Genomic DNA, 18,591 nt, shown 5'->3' with positions numbered 1-18,591 from the left:
TACCAATACGAGCGAAACAGGCAGCAGGAAAACAGCAAAGAGACATAGCGCATCCTGTGGCAACATGGGATGTGATTGGGCAGAAGTCAGCAGAGGTCATAGTAGTCAAACGCCGGGGGTAATGTCCTGGACATGGCGAAGGGCCGAACACAGAGAAGGAAAGGAGCCTCTAGGTGCTCGCATCACACTAAGAAGCCGATCGGTGGAGTGTGTATACGGCGCGACATAGAATCGCCCTGACCAGATGACATCTTAAGGTTTCAAAGAACTATGAGTTGTGATCTACTACCCGATTACGGTCCGGTTTTCTCTGTGAACCGCCCAGTGCGGACCCGCACGCTGAGGTGGTGTGGGGAGGGGGAATTAAAATCTCCCCCTTACCCAATTCTGTGTATTATTACATTTCTTTTAGATCTAATCCTCTTATATTCGATTCTTCAATAAAGTCACCAAATTGAAGAGCTAATTCTCCAAATTGTTCTATAGGTAAACGTGGCCCTCCCTTCAACATATAATGGCTAATCGTATCTATTATTTTATTTCCATGCTCTAGCACTTGTGTATCTGTTAAATCTTTAAGGTATCTTACTTTTTTATACCATTCGATACGAACATCTGAACGAGTCTTTGGTTTAGTTTTAACCTTTTCTTTTTTCTCTACAAATTCCGAATTGTTGAATTGTTCTGCATTAAAATGAGCAACCTCACCACAATTATATTGCCCCCAAGAAAACACAAAATAGTCTAGATACTCATTAATGTTGACGGCATTTTCAGGTGCCGTTGGGCCTTCGATTCGTAAAAGAATAGGAATACCTTTATAGGTATGCGTTTCAGAAATAAAAATAACATACTGAATCCTGTTAAATCGGTAATTATCTGTTTTATTTTTTTCCCTTATACGATCGACAATTCTTTTAGCTATAATATTAGGGGATAATATTTTAACCGTATCATTAAGTAAAATTAGTATCCCAGTTGAATCATGTAGATTGAACATATTTTCTGTTGAAGATATTTGGGAATTCGCTTTTGATAGCACCCCTTCAATTTGTTTTGTTATTAAAGTTAAAACCTCTAAGTTTGTTTTTTCTTCGTCCGGGAAATGTTTTATTATTTTGTTAATATCTCTTTCACAATAGTATAGAGGAAAGAAATCTTCATTTTGGTAGCTATCTATTTTACTCTGCACTTTTTCAGTTTGATCTGTCTCAAGTGATTTTTGTTCAAAGATTATTTTTCGGCCCAGTCCAAAATAATCGGCTTTTTTGTATTTTCTTTTATCCTTAGATAGTTCAATGTCATCAATCACTTCAACTGAGGGAAGTGAGGACATGAAACTTTCAAATCGATATTTAAGATTAGACATTTATTTTCACACAGAACAGTGCTGATTACCGGCGTGGCAATCGTTCCTGCCAGGTCCGGTAGATTAGCGGGTTAGCACTTATTTTTTATTCTTTGAATTCTTCTCTTTGTAAACTGCGATAATTTTTTCCTCACAAACATTTGGCGAATTATTATCAGAGCAAATTTCTTTTTGAATAGAACAAAATTCTTTCATATCGTTTTGTAGTGTTTCGAATCTTTGACACTGTTCTATGGCTATACAATAATCAGTTGATGCCCCAGATTGCATGCAAATTTGTATGGTATTTGCTAAATCTGGATATTGTGATAATTTGTCAAGAGCTTCAGAATAGTATTTTACTCCTATTGCCTCGTATCCAATTTCATATCCGCTGAACGCACCCATATGTGCCTTGTCAATATCACCGCAATTTTTTAAGAAAAGTTTGTTAAACTCATCTTCTTCACCTTCTAATGGTACTTTCGAATCAAGAGAGTATAGTTTCTGTATTGAGCCATCATTACTAAACCACAATTCTCCCGAAATCCCTCGTTTTTCATTATTTACCGCTACCTCAGCATAAAACCGTTCAAATGCTCCGTAAACCCCCATAGCGTTTTGTGCAGAATAATGCCCACATAAAGTAGCAAGCTCAAGTTCCTTTGAAGTGTCGACATTTATACCAGCATCGTGAAATAAGCGTTTATATACAAGATTCGTATTCTTAAATCGCACACTTTCAGGAAATTTAAAAAGGCTAGAAAGTGTATGTTCCATTATTTTCTTAAGATCTTCTTTTCTTTCCTTTTTTGGGATGGATGATTTGGTATCTGATATACTATTTGGCTCAGGAACAATGGTCGTAGGCTTATGGAAAATTCCTGATCCAATACCTAGAAAGACAGCAATAATTAACAGTAGTACAATCTTAACTAATTCGGTAATTGATTTCACAGTGCCCTCCTACTTTCTTTTGACGCTAACCAATGATCACATTGTTTCTGTTTGTCTTCCAGTTTCAATAAACTTTTATGGTAAAAACCGCCTTTTTCAGTTATTTTCTAACTGTTTATCATTCCAACAGGCTTAAGCTGAATGCTGACCGCTGACCGCTTAAAGCCCCATATAAAAGGGTTCACAACCTGTAATCCAGCATTGCTGTACGCCTCAATAAAACTAATATTTCTTCTGAGATGCCTGCTTGATTTGAAACACTTGCAAATGTACATGAATCTGCGCAGGTTTTCAACTGGTTATTCAATGTAGTAACTGGCATTTGGAGGATTTGCCAGGATTGATGGTTTCGTAAAAAAGTTCCATCTCACACAAAGTCACAAAGCCGCAGGGTAAATACTTTAAAACTTTTTTATCTCTGTGTTCTTTGCGGCTTTGCGTGATAACTTACCTTTTTACAATGCTGTCAGGATTGGCTTTTCCGCCAAATCTCATGATGATGCTTTCTTTTTTACTGCACATTCTCAATAAAGTTAAGCCGCCCACTTACGGACGGCGGTAATATGTACTGCCATTTTTTCATCGATTGTTGATGGCACAGGCTGGCCGGATCGTCTGCAATAATCGGCAATGGTTCTATCCATATCTATCCACTTCAGTTCATTTTCACCGGCTTTACCCTGGGTGATATTCTGCACTGTTTCGAGTATGGTATCGGATTGATCCGGTGAAAAGGGCTTATCCTTAAGCGTTTCAAGTAAAAAGCAGAGTAGTTCCAGATAAAGGTCTGCGGCCCGCATAAAGTCAAAGGCCCCCTGCTCTTCAAGGTATGTTTCAATTGTGCCACCCTGATTGAATGTCCCCTTGCATCCGGGCTCAGACTCAAACTGTGAAAAGCTTTCAACCCACGGGTACCTTATATGTCGGCCAAGTGGGTAAAGACGGCATACAAGGGGCCGGTCAGGATGTATGCTGCAACCATTTTTCTTAAGGAATATGCAGGTGCCATCCTCCCTGTTTTTTAGGACAGTGCCCCTGGCAGTATAGTCAGCAATAAATTCTGTTGTCGAAATACCAAGGTGACTCGCCATGCGGGCAATCTCATAGGGGTTGAGCTGTATCTTTTTATTACGACAGCAACCCATGCAGCGTCCGCATGAGAACCCAAATGCAGAGTCCCTGCTAAGCCCATGTTTGAATACAGGCAGGGTCATAAGTTATTACCTGTTAATGTGTGAAACACCCCGGTTATTGATAAGAAACATTTTTTATAGTGAAGTATAGGTAGCACTGCGTTTCAAGTCAATAAAAAGAAAAATCATGGAGTTAACCATCTCTATTGATTTACTCTTGATATAAAAAAATATGTTCACATTTATCCTGATTCGTATAAAATATCCCAATAAAACCACCATAAATGAAAAGGAGAGCAAAAATGGAAAGGGCGATAAAGGCTTTTTCTGTCTTTGTACCATTAATTATCATTTTTCTGACTTTATCTTGCGCTACAACCCTCCCTCCTGTTCCTAAAAAATACAACTTTGATAATAAGCTGGAAAAGGTAGATCGAATCGTGACCTTTAAGGAGCCCACCTGGGAAAAGCTGGATACCCAGTCTATTATACTTAAGGCTGCCTTTAATGATTACTACCTGCTCATTCTGCAAAGACCCATCAGCAATGTACATCTCAACATAGGCATACCGGGCACCGGTTCCACCATAACAGCCGGTCATGACAGGGTAGTTGTCACTGAAAACACAGGCCCTCTTTATTATAAGATAGACAGTATCTACCGCCTCAAAGACAAGGAACAGAGGGAGGAGATCAGGGCGCTGTTAAAAATAAAGAATTGACAACCGGGATTTTTGATTTATAATTGATAATTATTATCAAATAGTAATCATTATCGCTTTGCGTATTTTTATAAAAAGGAGTGTGATTTAGTCATTATGTCCGATCATAAGATACGTTTAGAGACAATGATACAGAAGATGAGGGAGGCAGGCTGCAGGATAACGCCGCAGCGAATTGCCATACTAAGTGTCCTGTCTGTAAGTGAAGGACATCCGAGTGTTGAAGATATCTATGAACAGGTAAAAAAGGAGTTTCCCACAACAAGCCTTGCTACTGTTTACAAGAACATCTCAATGCTCAAGGATCTGGGGGAGGTGCAGGAGCTCAGTTTTGGTACTGAGAGCAGCCGGTATGACGGCAACAGACCAGACCCCCATCCGCACCTGATATGCACAAGATGTAAAAAGATAATAGACCCTGACCTTGAGAGCCTGGAATCTGTATCAGCAGAGCTGGTCAGGGAGACCGGTTTCAGTATAACCAGCCACAGGCTGGATTTTTTTGGAATATGCCCTGCTTGTCAAAAAAAACTTTAACAGATAAAGGAGGATAGAGATGAGTAAAGAGAGTAAATGCCCCGTAACAGGAATGTCAAGTAAACCCGTTTCAGGCCGCGGCACATCAAACCGTGACTGGTGGCCAAATCAGCTTAACCTTAAGATACTTCATCAGCATTCAAATCTGAGCAACCCCATGGGCGAGCGATTCAATTACGCTGAGGAATTTAAAAAGCTTGATCTTCAGGCAGTTAAAAATGATCTCTATGCCCTTATGACCGATTCACAGGATTGGTGGCCTGCAGATTACGGCCATTATGGCCCGCTCTTTATCCGCATGGCCTGGCACAGCGCTGGCACCTATCGCCAGGGTGATGGCCGGGGCGGCGCTGGGTCTGGCAATCAGCGTCTGGCCCCCCTTAATAGTTGGCCGGACAATGTTAACCTTGATAAGGCCAGAAGGCTTTTATGGCCTATAAAAAAGAAATATGGAAAAAAGATATCCTGGGCAGACCTCATGATACTTGCAGGTAACTGCGCCCTTGAGTCAATGGGGCTAAGGACCTTTGGTTTTGGCGGTGGCCGTGTGGACACATGGGAACCTGAGGAGGATATCTACTGGGGTTCTGAAACCGAATGGCTTGGTGATAAACGCTATACAGGTGAGCGTGACCTTGAAAACCCACTTGCAGCCGTGCAGATGGGGCTTATCTATGTAAATCCGGAAGGCCCTAATGGCAATCCTGACCCTGTTGCATCAGGTAAGGATGTTCGAGATACCTTTGCACGCATGGCAATGAATGATGAAGAGACAGTTGCCCTTGTAGCGGGTGGTCATACCTTTGGAAAGTGTCATGGCGCAGGCCCTGCAACCCATGTTGGCCCTGAACCTGAGGCTGCCCCTATTGAGGAACAGGGGCTTGGGTGGAAGAGCAGCTTTGGTAAAGGGAAAGCTGGAGACACTATCGGGAGCGGCATAGAGGGCGCCTGGAAGCCCAATCCGACAAGCTGGGACATGGGATATCTTAGAATATTGTTCCAATATGAGTGGGAACTGGTTAAGAGCCCGGCAGGGGCAAACCAGTGGCTTGCAAAAAATGTAAAAGAGACTGATATGATTGCAGACGCCCATGACCCCAAAAAGAAACACAGGCCAATGATGACCACGGCAGACCTATCCCTGCGTTTTGACCCGATCTATGAACCGATCGCACGTAATTACCTGAAAAACCCTAATAAATTTGCAGACGCCTTTGCAAGGGCATGGTTTAAGCTTACTCATCGTGACATGGGTCCAAAGGCACGCTATCTTGGGCCGGAGGTGCCAAAGGAAGACCTTATCTGGCAGGATACAATCCCGGCTGCGGATTATAAGCAGATCGGCCAAAAGGATGTAGCAGAGCTTAAGCGCATGATCATTGACTCAGGCCTCTCCATATCCCAGCTTGTAACAACCGCATGGGCATCTGCCTCCACATTCCGTGGCTCTGACAAACGCGGCGGTGCAAACGGTGCGCGCATATGCCTTGCACCCCAGAAGGAGTGGGAGGTAAATCAGCCTGCTCAGCTTAAGAAGGTGCTTAAAGGCCTTGAGAAGATCCAGAAGGAATTCAATGATTCACAGAAGGGAAATAAAAAGGTCTCAATGGCTGACCTGATAGTGCTTGGCGGGTGCGCAGCTATTGAGCTTGCCGCTAAAAATGCGGGCGCTAAGATTACAGTCCCATTTACACCAGGCCGCACAGATGCATCGCAGAAACAGACCGATGCCCTTTCATTTGCTGTACTCAAGCCCAAGGCAGACGGGTTCAGGAATTACATGAATAAGAAATACAGCATGACCGCCGAAGAGATGCTCATAGACAAGGCACAGCTCCTCACACTCACAGCACCTGAGATGACAGTCCTGCTAGGCGGCATGAGGGTGCTGAACACTAACTTCGGGAAGTCAAAGCATGGGGTTTTTACAAAAAAACCTGAAGCCCTGACCAATGACTTCTTTGTGAACCTGCTTGATATGGATACTGTGTGGAGCAAATCAGCAACAGATGAAGATGTGTATGAGGGTCGTGACCGCAAGAGCGGTAAGGTCAAATGGACAGGCACCCGCGTTGACCTTATATTCGGCTCCAATTCCCAGTTAAGGGCAATAGCCGAGGTCTATGCATGCGCTGATTCACAGGATAAATTCATTAATGACTTTGTTGCTGTATGGAACAAGGTGATGAATCTTGACCGGTTTGACCTTGCTTAAGCCTGACATCATTGCTGTCATCTGACAGGGTGACAAAAAAATGGTCGAGTGGAACGTGTGAAGACGTTCCACTCGATTACCTACCTTACAAGCCCCTTTCTTATTACCTTATTAGCCTCATCGGATAAGGGTTTAACAGGCGGGGAAAACCTTGCGGGTCTTACCGACAATAAACTTTTCAAAGTTTCATTCTATTTGGCAATGAAGCAAAAAAACTATTTTAAGTTGAAAAAACCCTTGACAAGATATAAGGATATAACTAAATTGGGGTTCATTAAATTAATTAGATTAATCTAATAAAGATAAGGAAATAAAATGTCAGACGAAAATATCTCCTCAACCATGGAAGATTACCTCGAAACAATCTTTAAGTTGAATCAGGGCAAGGGTGCAATAAGGGTAAAAAATATTGCAAGAGAGCTGGGTGTAAAAATGCCGACAGTAACAAACATGTTAAAAAACCTCTCTGATAAGGGTTTTATTGACTATGAAAAACATGAATACCTTGAGTTGACTGATAAAGGAATGGAAATAGGAAAGGAAATAGAGTGCAGACATAATACAATAAGGAGCTTTCTTACTGATATTTTAAAACTTGACCCTGAAACGGCTGATAATGAGGCATGCAGAATGGAGCATGGGATGGGGCCTGAGACACTTTCAAGGCTCACCAAGTTTATTGAATTTGTTCAATCATGCCCCAGGACAGGTGAAAACTGGCTGAATTATTTTCAGGAATATTGTGTAAATGGTCTGAAGCCTGAAAAATGCAAGGAACATATGAAAAATTTCACTGCTGATTGTGAAGGCGGCCTGATTAAAATAAGCCAGTAAATTTTTTTACCCTATGAATTAGATTTATCTAATCAAGTCAGGTTGTTTGAAACTATGTTGAGTGATAATGAATTATTGAGGAAACTACATGACCGCACTGAAGAGCTGCATAAAAGGATGGATATGCAGTGTGCAATGATGGAAAGCCTTATAAATAGAGGATTTAAAAAGGATGGTGCATCTTCTGCGTTGTCACCTCAATCAGTAGAAAGGGAAAAAAGACTTGCTGATGCCCTTAAGGATACTATTGACGTGCTGGAAGAGACAAAAAAATCTTTTAAATCAAAGAGGCTTGAGATGCTGCGGAAAAGACTCACAGATGTACTTATAGAATAAATAACAGGCTCATCCATTATAGATGGATGAAAACATTGGAATGTCTTACGGTCTTTGACCATGAGGTGCAAAGAAAGTGAAGGCGTGACTGAGAGCAGGTTACCTGCTACCCGGTTACGCCTTTTTTATTTTTAAGGAGGGAATATGCAAAAAACAATATGTGATATGGAGCTGAATACGACCGCCAGGGTGTATGGCTACTCAAAGTCAGGGAAGCCCTTTATGAACAGGCTCCTTGCTATGGGGTTAACAAAAGGTACTGAACTGAAGGTAGTTCGTGTAGCGCCCCTGGGTGACCCGATCGAAATAAACCTGAGGGGATTCAACCTGAGCTTAAGAAAAGCTGAGGCCGAAGCCGTTCTTGTGGAAAGGAGTTAACAGGATGATGGCAATAAAAATAGGGCTTGCAGGCAACCCCAATTGCGGGAAAACCACCCTTTTCAACTCTCTTACAGGCGCAAAACAAAAGGTGGGAAACTGGCCCGGCGTCACAGTCGAGAGAAAGACAGGTATTTACAGCCATAATGATAAGGAGATAGAGGTTGTTGACCTCCCAGGGATATACTCACTTTCCGCAACATCCCTTGATGAGAAGATATCAAGGGACTTTGTAATAACCGGGGCTCCGGATCTTATCCTTAATATAGTGGATGCCTCCAACCTTGAAAGAAACCTGTACCTGACTGTTCAGCTTCTTGAGATGAAGGTGCCCATGGTGGTGGCGCTCAATATGATGGATATAGCAGAGCAGCACAAGATCAGGATAGATATTAAAAAACTTGAAAAGTTCCTTGACTGCCCCGTGATTCCTATTGTTGCAAGCAGAAATCAGGGCATAGAAAATCTCAAGGATGCGGTGAGTCTTGCTGCCGCAAACAGAAATATCCCTGAAGCAGGTATCAAATATCCTTCTGAGGTCGAACAGACAATAGACGCCTTCAAAACGCTTCTCAAGGATCAGGCAGTATCAAAGAATCTGGACAGCAGGTGGCTCGCTATTAAACTCCTTGAAGGGGATGAACTTGCAGAAGAGCTTGCCCAAAATAGCTCTTCATCCGAATTGGAAGATGCCAGGAAAAGGATGGGTAAGCTTCTTAATGATGATCCTGACATAATAGTTGCGGATGCCCGCTATGGTTTTATCAATGGTGTATGCAGGGATGCGGTTGAAAAAAAATACGAGGTAAGAAGGACAATTTCAGACGCAATAGATAATGTCCTGCTGAACCGTGTGCTTGGCATTCCCCTGTTTCTTGTTGCCATGTATGCAACATTCATGATCACCATAAACATAGGCGGATGTTTTATAGATTTTTTTGATATCCTGTTTGGCGCCATATTTGTTGATGGTTTTGGGGCAGTTCTTGAGGCGCTTCATCTCCCTGAATGGCTCATTACATTCCTTGCCAATGGAATAGGTGGAGGCATACAGACCATGTCCACATTTATACCTCCCATCGGGTTTATGTTTCTGTGTCTCGCCATACTGGAGGACTCAGGTTATATGGCACGCGCAGCATTTGTAATGGACAGGTTCATGCGTTATGTGGGGCTGCCTGGCAAATCATTTGTGCCCATGCTTGTGGGTTTCGGGTGCAATGTCCCTGCAATAATGGCTACGCGCACCCTTGATAATGAGAGGGACAGGACACTCACCATTATGATGAATCCATTTATGTCATGCGGTGCAAGGTTACCTGTGTATGCCCTTTTTGCAGCGGCCTTTTTCCCGACATCAGGCAGCACACTTGTGTTCGGGCTCTATATAACAGGGATACTCCTTGCCATTATGACAGGCTTTATCCTTAAAAGCACAGTCTTGAAAGGTGAGACATCGCACTTTATTATGGAACTCCCCCCATATCATATACCGACTGTAAGGGGTGTCCTTTTCCATGCATATGAAAGGCTCAAGTCATTTATGTTCCGTGCAGGAAAGGTGCTGATACCCATCTTTGTAATACTGGCCTTTTTGAATGGGGTTGGCCGTGATGGCAGTTTTGGCAATGAAGACAGCGAGAATTCAATATTGAGCGCTGTGGGCCGTGCAATCACACCCATATTTGCGCCCATGGGGCTTACAGAAAAAAACTGGCCTGCCACAGTGGGTATCTTCACAGGTATCTTTGCAAAAGAGGCGGTAGTAGGAACACTTGATGCATTGTATACATCAATCGCCGAAGAGGGGGGTGATGAGGAGGCAGAGGATTTTAACTTTATTGGCAGCGTTGCAGAGGCATTCGGCACCATACCCGCAGCATTCTCCGAACTTGGGGGGACTGTTATTAACCCTCTTGGCATAGGGGTCGGTGATGTCTCTGATATGGATACCGCAGCAGAGGAACAGGAGGTAAGTAAAACAACCTTTGGCACCATGGTGGCAAGCTTTGATGGGAAGATAGGCGCAATCGCATATCTTCTGTTTATCCTTATTTATTACCCGTGCCTTGCGGCCATTGCAGCAATCTATCGTGAGACAAATATAAAATGGACGATCTTTGCAGGGACATACCTGACCCTGCTTGCCTGGGTGGTGGCAACACTCTTCTATCAGATTGGAACCATCGGAAGGCATCCCGGGACATCTTTTATGTGGATTGTTATTCTGGGTGTGGCCTTTGGTGGGTTTATATTCGGCATGAAACACTCTGCCAATAAAATTCATGAAAACCGAAGGGGTACGGCGCACCGTGCCCTTATGGGCACGATGTTTCGTGACCCTACAGATAAATAGAAAAATGGAAATTAATGGAGGCAACTTAAATGATACTTTCAGAGATAAAAGAATATTTTAAAGAGCGGTCAGCAGCATCCCTCTCTGACCTTTCAATACGCTTCAATGTAGAACCTGCGGCCATGAGGGGAATGCTGGATCAATGGATAAGAAAGGGAAGGGTCAGGAGGCTGGATCATGCCTGTTCCTGCTCAAATTGCTGTTCTAACTGCAAATCGGATCATTTGGAGATATATGAATGGGAAGGTGAGAGGAGCGTGCAATGTTAAATAGATGTCATAAAATGGAGGTTTATGGTCTGTGCAGTGAATGCCAGAATCAGAGGCGACCTCTTATGCCCCTTACCATGGCCAGACCGGGTGAAAGGCTGATCATCACAGAGATGAGGGCAGGAAGGCATGCAAGGGAAAGGCTCGTCTCGCTTGGGCTTAATCCCGGGGACCTGGTGGAGGTAATCAACAATAATAACGATGGGAGACTTGTGATCGGTCACAATAATACTCGTATAGCTATAGGCAGAGGTATAGGGGAAAAGATACTTGTTACTGTGGAAAAAAAATAACTAAGATGGAGTAAAGATGAAAATGAAGAAAATGTTTAAAATTGGTTTATGCATGATTGCTGGAGTTGTTTTAAATGCTCTGCCTGCTATTGCAGGGGAGATGTCAAGTGATGGGACCCTTAAGGAATTAAATGAAATGAAATCCAGGATTGAGAGGCTTGAATCATCTGAAATAAATGATATCGAAAAAGACTGGATGGAAAAGATCAGCATAAGCGGCTTAATTGAGGTGGAGGCTGGCCATGCATCCATGAAGTATAAGGATTCTGAGACACCGAATGCAAAAAACAGCGATATCACCCTTGCCACTGTTGAACTGGGGATAGATGCGGAGATTAACAAACATGTTAGCGGTCATGTCCTCCTTTTATGGGAAGAGGATGATACCGAGCCTGTTGACCTTGATGAGGGGTATATCACACTAAGCGGTGAGGATGTGCTCCCCTTATACCTCTCAGCAGGTAAGATGTATGTGCCATTCGGTTCCTTTAACAGCCACTTTATAAGCGACCCTATTACGCTTGAGATAGGTGAAACCAGGGAGAGCGCTATAAGGGCGGGCTTTGCCAATGATCTGTTTGATATCAGCATCTCAATATTTAACGGTGACATAGAAAAAATTTCCGGAGATGACAGGGTTAAATCATGGGTTGCAAATGCCATATTTACCCTTCCTGAAGATGCTGTATCAGGGTTCGGATTAAGCCTGGGCGCATCATATATAAGCAATATTGCTGAGAGTGACGGGCTTGAGGGGGAGGTCCTGGCCGGAGCCATCAATGATTATGTTTCCGGGGTCGGATATTTTCTTAACGCATCTGTAAAGGAGAGATTCTTTATCGGTTTTGAGTATGTTGGAGCACGAGAGAGGTTTGCCCCCGGTGATCTTTCATTTGATAATGGCCTTGCATACAAGCCAAGGGCATATAATCTTGAGTTTGCATGGGCCGCAAATGATGACCTCTTAATGGGCATAAAATATGGAAAGACAAAAGAGCTTGGAGATTTATTGCCGGAAAGGCAGTACGGCTGTGTGCTCACCTATGGGCTTTTCAAGTATACAACTGTTGGAATAGAATACCTGAGCGGCAAATATGAAAATGGAGATAAGAGCAATCTGTTTACAGCACAGCTTGCTGTTGAATTTTAATCTTTTTTAGATTGAGAGGCAGCTCCTCATTTTTGAATAGGTGTATCTTACAGTCTTTTATCCATATATGAATGACAGTGAAGGTGTAACTCATGTTTTATTTAAAATGAGTTACACCTTTTTTTATCAACTGAGTATGCTTCATAGCGAAAGGATATAACATGGTCAATGATGATTTATTATCAATATTAATTAAAAAAAGCCATTATTAATAGGCACTTTGGATTTGAAAGTCTGAACAACTAAATATTGATGGATTAATAACCAAATGTTAACTAAAATTAGCGCTGGAAAGTTCGAGAATTGAAATTTAACAATTTAGAAAAATGGAGGTGTGCCTATGGGAAAAGATGTAAAAGTGGGTTGTGCAAGGCCAACTGGTGGCCCAGTAGGAGAGCAAAAGAAAACAAATGATAAAAAAACCGAAAATGAAATAACAGTCAAGGAGGTAAAAGCCATGATCCAGGTAGGGAAGAAAGCCCCTGATTTTATTGCGCCCGCATACAGGCAGGGCAAATTTTCAAGTGTCCAGTTATCCGAATATTTAGGCAAATGGGTTGTACTCTGTTTTTATCCCGGAGATTTTACATTTGTCTGAGCTACTGAAATTGCAGCAGTTGCTGCAAAATATCCTGAATTCCAGAAACTCGGTGTTGAAATACTCTCTATGAGTGTTGACAGTATGTATGTTCACAAGATGTGGGATGATAATGAACTTTCAAAAATGGTGCCTGGAGGAATCCCCTTTCCCATGCTTTCAGATGCAGGAGGAAAGGTCGGGACAATATTCGGCATATATGATGAGGGTGAGGGGGTTGATACAAGGGGAAGATTTATTATAGACCCTGATGGCATTATACAGGCATATGAGGTACTGTCGCCTCCTGTTGGCAGAAACGTGATGGAAAATATAAGGCAGATACAGGCGTTCCAGCTTGTAAGAGAGAAAAAGGGAGCTGAGGCCCTGCCTTCCGGATGGAAACCAGGTAAGAAAACCCTTAAGCCAGGACCAGATCTTGTTGGAAAAGTCTGGGAGGTATGGAAAACCGACATGGCTTTTGATTAAGATGTCCTTGTGATGAACCTCGACTAATTTGATCTCTAAGGAGGATCAGGGGCTATGATTACCCCTGATCCTCTTTTTTTATAACCTTTTATTATTACAGTTGATTTTCGATTTTTATAACATATTGGGCCAAAATGCCAGCGCTGGTATTTTGGCCGAATAGCAATCAAAACGACTCTTCTATGTGTCGGATTTGCTGATCCTGGCAGCATTGTAAAAAGGCAAGTTATCACGCAAAGCCGCAAAGAACACCAAGAAAAACAATCTATTTTAGGTAGTTACCTTTGTGACTTTGTGTCTTTGTGTGAGATTCAGCATTTATACAAAATCATCGATCCAGGCATTACCGCCAATTATGTTTTTGTTGGGCTTTTGAGGTGTCCAGGTTTTTTTTAGCCCCTTATTAATTGTTGACACATATGGAATAATTGAAGATTATCAAAATTTGAATCAAGCTGTATTCCTTCATTTCAGTTGCGCCGCTATGGCTGGAGCGCCAAGCTGCCCCTTAGCATACTGACTGATTTTGAGGAACTTGCTGTTTATGACTGCCGGGTAAAACCGGAGAAAACAGACAAGGTTTCCCACTCCCGAATACTTTACCTTAAATATACAGATTATGAAGCAAGGTGGGATGAGATATCAAATATCTTTTCACGCGATGCAATCCTTAAGGGCTCCTTTGATAAATATGTTGAATCAAACAAGGGGAAGAAGGGCACCACAGAAGTTGATACCGCTTTTCTGATCGAAATAGAAAACTGGCGTGAACTCCTGGCCCGCAATATTGCCATCAGAAACCCTGAACTTTCACAGAGGGAGCTTAATTTTGCTGTACAGCAGACAATAGACCGGATTGTGTTTCTCCGCATCTGTGAAGACCGTGGTATGGAACTATATGGCGGGTTAATGGCGCTAAAGAATGGGACAGATATCTACAAAAGGTTGTTCCATCTCTTTAGAAAGGCAGATGAGAAATACAACTCCGGCCTGTTTCATTTTCATAAAGAAAAAGATCGTGAAAATTGCGACACACTTACACCTTCACTCTTAATTGATGACAAGCCTTTAAAGGAGATTTTCAAAAATCTTTATTATCCTGAGAGCCCATACGAATTTTCTGTTTTACCTGCTGACATATTAGGCCAGGTTTATGAACGCTTTCTTGGCAAGGTTATTCGCCTTACAACCGGGCATCAGGCCAGAATCGAGGAAAAACCTGAGGTCAGGAAGGCCGGTGGGGTTTATTACACGCCGGATTATATTGTGGCCTATATCGTAAAAAATACTGTGGGAAGGCTCGTGGAAGGTAAAAAACCAGGCCCCAGGGGCGGGGTGAGTAACCTCAAGATATTAGATCCGGCCTGCGGTTCAGGCTCCTTTCTTATTGGTGCGTATCAGTTTTTGCTCGACTGGCACAGGGATGAATATATCAAGGATGGTCCTGAAGACTGGTCAAAGGGAAAGACACCCCGCATTTATCAGTCACCAAAAGGGGAATGGCGCTTAACCACTGATGAACGAAAAAGGATACTCCTGAACAATATCTATGGTGTGGATATTGACCATCAGGCGGTTGAGGTAACAAAGCTTTCACTATTACTCAAGGTGCTGGAAGGCGAGGATGAGCAGAGTATCGGAAAACAGATGCGCATGTTCCAGGAGCGCGTCCTGCCTGATCTATCCAACAACATTAAATGCGGGAACTCCCTTATTGGACCGGATTTTTATTCACAGCAGCAGATGAGCTTTTTTGATGAGGAAGAGCTCTTCAAGGTTAATGCCTTTGACTGGCAGGCTGAGTTTAACGATATCATGAAGGGCGGTGGCTTTGATGCGGTTATCGGTAATCCGCCTTATGTAAGGCAGGAAGGTCTGATGGATTTTAAGCCCTATTTTGAAAGGCAATATTCTACATATAATGGAGTTGCCGATCTGTATGTCTATTTTATAGAAAAAGGTGTTTCCATTTTAAAGCAGGGAGGTTATTTTTCTTATATTGTTGCCAATAAATGGCTCAGGGCAAATTATGGCAAATCCCTGCGGCAATGGATGAAGCAACAGCATATTCATGAAATCATAGACTTTGGAGCCTTACCGGTATTCAATCAGGCAACAACCTACACCTGTATTCTTGTTATTCAGAAGAAAGCCCCAGCTAAGACATTCCAGGCCTCAACAATCAAGACGCTGGATTTCGGCGATCTTCAGGATTATGTCAGGCAACAGTTCTATGAAGTGCAACAGGATTGCCTTGATGATGCTGGCTGGTCTCTTGCGAATCAAACCACTCAGGACATCCTCGACAAAATACGAAAAGCCGGTATCCCTTTGGGGAAATATGTAGATGGAAAAATATATTATGGTGTCAAAACCGGTTTAAATGAGGCATTTGTCATTGATAATGCTACAAGGGAGAGACTGATAGCAGATGATCCAAAGAGCGTTGAAATTTTAAAGCCCTTTCTTGCAGGAAGGGATATAAAACGATACACCCCTTTGGCCACAGAGAAATACCTGATCCTTTTTCCCAGAGGGTTTACAAATGAAAAATCCTCCAATACTGGCAGGCAATGGGAATGGTTACTGAAAGAATATCCCGCCATTGCAGCACATCTCGATCAATTTAGGGAAAAGGCTGAAAAGCGATATGATAAAGGAGATTATTGGTGGGAACTGCGTGCCTGTGATTACTACGCTGAATTTGAAAATCCAAAAATTATTGTTCCTGCAATTGTGAAGTCAGCTTCATATGCTTATGATACAGATGGTTTTTATTCCAACGATAAGACAACCATTATACCTACCACTGACAAATATCTGCTTGGCTTAATCGGTTCGAAGACACTTGATTATTTTATACATTCAATTTCATCGACAAAACAGGGAGGATACTATGAATACAAACCAATGTATATCTCCAAACTCCCTATCCGCACCATAAACTTCAATGATCCTGGTGACGTGGCCCGGCATGACCAGATGGTCAGCCTTGTAAACCAGATGCTTGATCTGAATAAAAAACTGGTGGAATCTAAAATACCACAGACAACAGAGATGCTGCGTCGACAGATTGATATGACAGACATGAGAATCGATCAACTTGTGTATGAGTTGTATGGCCTGACAGATGAAGAGATAAAAATAGTGGAAGCTGAAAGCTGAACAAAAAAGAAACCTCCTGTTAAGAAAGAAGCTATTGATAGCTTTTACCTTAAACAGGAGGTTAAAAATACAGACTGCTACATCATGCTCTCAACTACTGAGGTTGCCGCGATTTGGAGTTCTTCCAAAGAAAGATCGTGGCTAAGATCAAATACGGTAAAATAGAGTCCGTTCTGCTCCCACTTTATCGTATGGTAGATGTTGATTATGGGCTCTTTTGTCGTGTCTTCGTAACCACCCTGATCTGCTACCTCCACGATCGGATAACGTGCTCCTGGATATTCCGCATATGTCGCCTGTATGGCGCCTAAACAAATTGTTCTCTTATTATCACCTTCAAACTCCTCCCGTTTTGAATTCGAGGCAAAAGGGGTGTCAAAATGTGATATCGAAAGAGCAATCCATGAATTATATTTTTTATAAATGGCGGATACTCTCTCATTGAATTTTTCATATATCTCATTGAATTTTTCGTGTTCCTTATAATCTGCCGGATCTGGTACAGATCTGCTTAACGCCAAACCTTTTGAGGTATCAGTATATCCAAGAGCCCGAGATGATAACATAAAACCGCCTGCCAGGCTTTCAGGAATCCTGGCTATAATTTCCTTTGCAACCGCCTTTTTCACCCCTGTATAATTTATCGGGCCAAGATCTCCGGGCTCAGGTTTCGGCACTTTAACAGCAACATATTTGCCATCTTCACCCTTGATTACATCATAGATCATGGATCTGACCTTCTCTATTCCTTTTTCTGCAACCGCCCTTACGGGCTGAATAAATATAAATGAAAATAGAAAAACAATTATCACTGAACAGCTTATTGTCGCAGCTCTTCCTATACTTGTGTGAGAAAAAAATTTTATTTTTGCCATAATTTCTGTATCCCTTCCTTCCTTTAATAATCTGCTTTTCACCTCAGACAGCAGACCTGTATCCAATGTTGCCGTCTCTTCAACTTCGGTTAAAGCCTTCTTAATTAGATAATCTAAAGATCTGTTATTATTCATTTTCAACACACTCCTTTCCGGTATAACCGGTGTAACCGGATAAATGGATATGTTCATCCAAAAGTTCTCTCTTCAGTTCTTTCTCAAGAACCTTTTTTGCATAATACAGCCTTGATTTTACCGTGCCCTGCAGGCAACCCATAACCTTGGCTATCTCCCTGATGGTTAATTCATTGTAATAAAAGAGTACAATTGTTGAACGCAATGCAGGCTTGAGGCTGTTAACAGTCTTACGAATTGCCATGCTCACCTGATTCTGTTCCACCTTTTCAAGGATATCCCCATTATCATGGTCTTTTAACTCAGGTAACTTTTCATCCTCAAGGCTTACCTCTGGTGTTTTCCTCTCCTTGCGAATAACATACCAGCAAGTCCTTACAAGTATGCGGTTGAACCATACAGTAAACATCTCTGGCTTATGCAGATTTTTTATATTACAGAAACACCGGAAGAAAGATTCCTGGACAATTTCTTCAGCAATCTCCATTCTGCCGGTAAGCAGATAGGCTGTCCATAATGCCTTTTTACCGGCAGTCTTGAATAACGCATCATATGCAGTCTGATCTTTCTGCTGACATCGTTTTATTATTTCAGGATCAATCATTTTCTTTCATTCCTTTGTCTCTGTCTCGTATAAGGTGCACCTTTTACAGATATAAGTGTATGGTGCCAATAAATTTGTTCAATTTAATTTATAAATCATTGCTGTCCAAGATAAATGAAAATTTGATATTGCATCAAGTAAAAACAAGTAGTTAAGTTAACAAAACGGCGTATTCAAAAAACAGGTTATTGCCAGCAGTGCTGTCCAAGAATCAAAAT

At 42.2% G+C, this 18,591-nt stretch carries 16 protein-coding genes and 1 pseudogene; 12 read left to right on the top strand and 5 right to left on the bottom strand.

The annotated features are described in order from the left end of the window. Positions 1 to 397 precede the first annotated feature (397 nt). From GX654_00615 to GX654_00605, 3 genes are all read right to left on the bottom strand, one after another. Complete coding sequence (locus GX654_00615; GenBank protein NLD35353.1) at positions 398 to 1,369, bottom strand: hypothetical protein; 972 nt, start codon at positions 1,367 to 1,369, stop codon at positions 398 to 400. A gap of 78 nt (positions 1,370 to 1,447) precedes the next feature. Beyond that, positions 1,448 to 2,305: a hypothetical protein gene (locus tag GX654_00610; protein ID NLD35352.1), complete on the bottom strand. Its 858-nt coding sequence runs from the start codon at positions 2,303 to 2,305 to the stop codon at positions 1,448 to 1,450. A 533-nt stretch (positions 2,306 to 2,838) separates the two neighbouring features. Beyond that, the gene (locus GX654_00605) at positions 2,839 to 3,519 is read right to left on the bottom strand and encodes a YkgJ family cysteine cluster protein (GenBank protein NLD35351.1); all 681 of its coding nucleotides are present in this window, start codon (positions 3,517 to 3,519) and stop codon (positions 2,839 to 2,841) included. A 221-nt stretch (positions 3,520 to 3,740) separates the two neighbouring features. On the opposite strand from GX654_00605, the gene GX654_00600 reads away from it, so the two are divergent. The 12 genes and pseudogenes from GX654_00600 to GX654_00545 all read left to right on the top strand — a co-directional run bounded on the left by GX654_00600 (position 3,741) and on the right by GX654_00545 (position 15,577). Next, the gene (locus tag GX654_00600; GenBank protein ID NLD35350.1) at positions 3,741 to 4,160 is read left to right on the top strand and encodes a hypothetical protein; all 420 of its coding nucleotides are present in this window, start codon (positions 3,741 to 3,743) and stop codon (positions 4,158 to 4,160) included. Between the two features lie 96 nt (positions 4,161 to 4,256). Further along, positions 4,257 to 4,697, top strand: a complete 441-nt coding sequence (locus tag GX654_00595; protein NLD35349.1) for a transcriptional repressor — start codon at positions 4,257 to 4,259, stop codon at positions 4,695 to 4,697. Positions 4,698 to 4,716: 19 nt separating this feature from the next. After that, positions 4,717 to 6,912: a catalase/peroxidase HPI gene (gene katG / locus GX654_00590; protein NLD35348.1), complete on the top strand. Its 2,196-nt coding sequence runs from the start codon at positions 4,717 to 4,719 to the stop codon at positions 6,910 to 6,912. A gap of 315 nt (positions 6,913 to 7,227) precedes the next feature. Then, positions 7,228 to 7,746: a metal-dependent transcriptional regulator gene (locus GX654_00585; GenBank protein NLD35347.1), complete on the top strand. Its 519-nt coding sequence runs from the start codon at positions 7,228 to 7,230 to the stop codon at positions 7,744 to 7,746. Positions 7,747 to 7,800: 54 nt separating this feature from the next. Beyond that, the gene (locus tag GX654_00580; protein NLD35346.1) at positions 7,801 to 8,082 is read left to right on the top strand and encodes a hypothetical protein; all 282 of its coding nucleotides are present in this window, start codon (positions 7,801 to 7,803) and stop codon (positions 8,080 to 8,082) included. Between the two features lie 144 nt (positions 8,083 to 8,226). Continuing rightward, the gene (locus GX654_00575; GenBank protein ID NLD35345.1) at positions 8,227 to 8,460 is read left to right on the top strand and encodes a ferrous iron transport protein A; all 234 of its coding nucleotides are present in this window, start codon (positions 8,227 to 8,229) and stop codon (positions 8,458 to 8,460) included. A gap of 4 nt (positions 8,461 to 8,464) precedes the next feature. Then, on the top strand, positions 8,465 to 10,816 hold the full coding sequence (feoB, locus tag GX654_00570) for a Fe(2+) transporter permease subunit FeoB (protein NLD35344.1): 2,352 nt from the start codon (positions 8,465 to 8,467) through the stop codon (positions 10,814 to 10,816). 29 nt (positions 10,817 to 10,845) lie between these two features. Continuing rightward, a complete protein-coding gene (locus tag GX654_00565; protein ID NLD35343.1) occupies positions 10,846 to 11,085 on the top strand; it encodes a sugar metabolism transcriptional regulator in 240 nt (79 codons plus the stop codon). Continuing rightward, positions 11,079 to 11,378 (top strand): ferrous iron transport protein A, encoded by a 300-nt coding sequence (locus GX654_00560; protein ID NLD35342.1) that lies wholly within the window; start codon positions 11,079 to 11,081, stop codon positions 11,376 to 11,378. Before GX654_00565 ends, GX654_00560 begins: the two co-directional genes overlap by 7 nt. Before the next feature lie 16 nt (positions 11,379 to 11,394). Further along, complete coding sequence (locus GX654_00555) at positions 11,395 to 12,528, top strand: LbtU family siderophore porin (protein NLD35341.1); 1,134 nt, start codon at positions 11,395 to 11,397, stop codon at positions 12,526 to 12,528. A 340-nt stretch (positions 12,529 to 12,868) separates the two neighbouring features. After that, positions 12,869 to 13,594: a peroxiredoxin gene (locus GX654_00550; GenBank protein ID NLD35340.1), complete on the top strand. Its 726-nt coding sequence runs from the start codon at positions 12,869 to 12,871 to the stop codon at positions 13,592 to 13,594. Between the two features lie 462 nt (positions 13,595 to 14,056). Next, positions 14,057 to 15,577, top strand: a pseudogene (locus GX654_00545) (N-6 DNA methylase). Between the two features lie 1,259 nt (positions 15,578 to 16,836). Here the strand turns inward: GX654_00545 and GX654_00540 are convergent. Both GX654_00540 and GX654_00535 read right to left on the bottom strand, forming a co-directional pair. Further along, complete coding sequence (locus tag GX654_00540; protein ID NLD35339.1) at positions 16,837 to 17,769, bottom strand: hypothetical protein; 933 nt, start codon at positions 17,767 to 17,769, stop codon at positions 16,837 to 16,839. Next, positions 17,762 to 18,373 (bottom strand): RNA polymerase sigma factor, encoded by a 612-nt coding sequence (locus tag GX654_00535; protein NLD35338.1) that lies wholly within the window; start codon positions 18,371 to 18,373, stop codon positions 17,762 to 17,764. The genes GX654_00540 and GX654_00535 overlap by 8 nt, the downstream gene beginning before the upstream one ends. Positions 18,374 to 18,591: the final 218 nt, after the last annotated feature.

The sequence above is a fragment of the Desulfatiglans sp. genome (assembly GCA_012513605.1).
Taxonomy (GTDB): Bacteria; Desulfobacterota; DSM-4660; order Desulfatiglandales; family HGW-15; genus JAAZBV01.
This window is presented reverse-complemented; position numbering and strand designations above follow the sequence as displayed.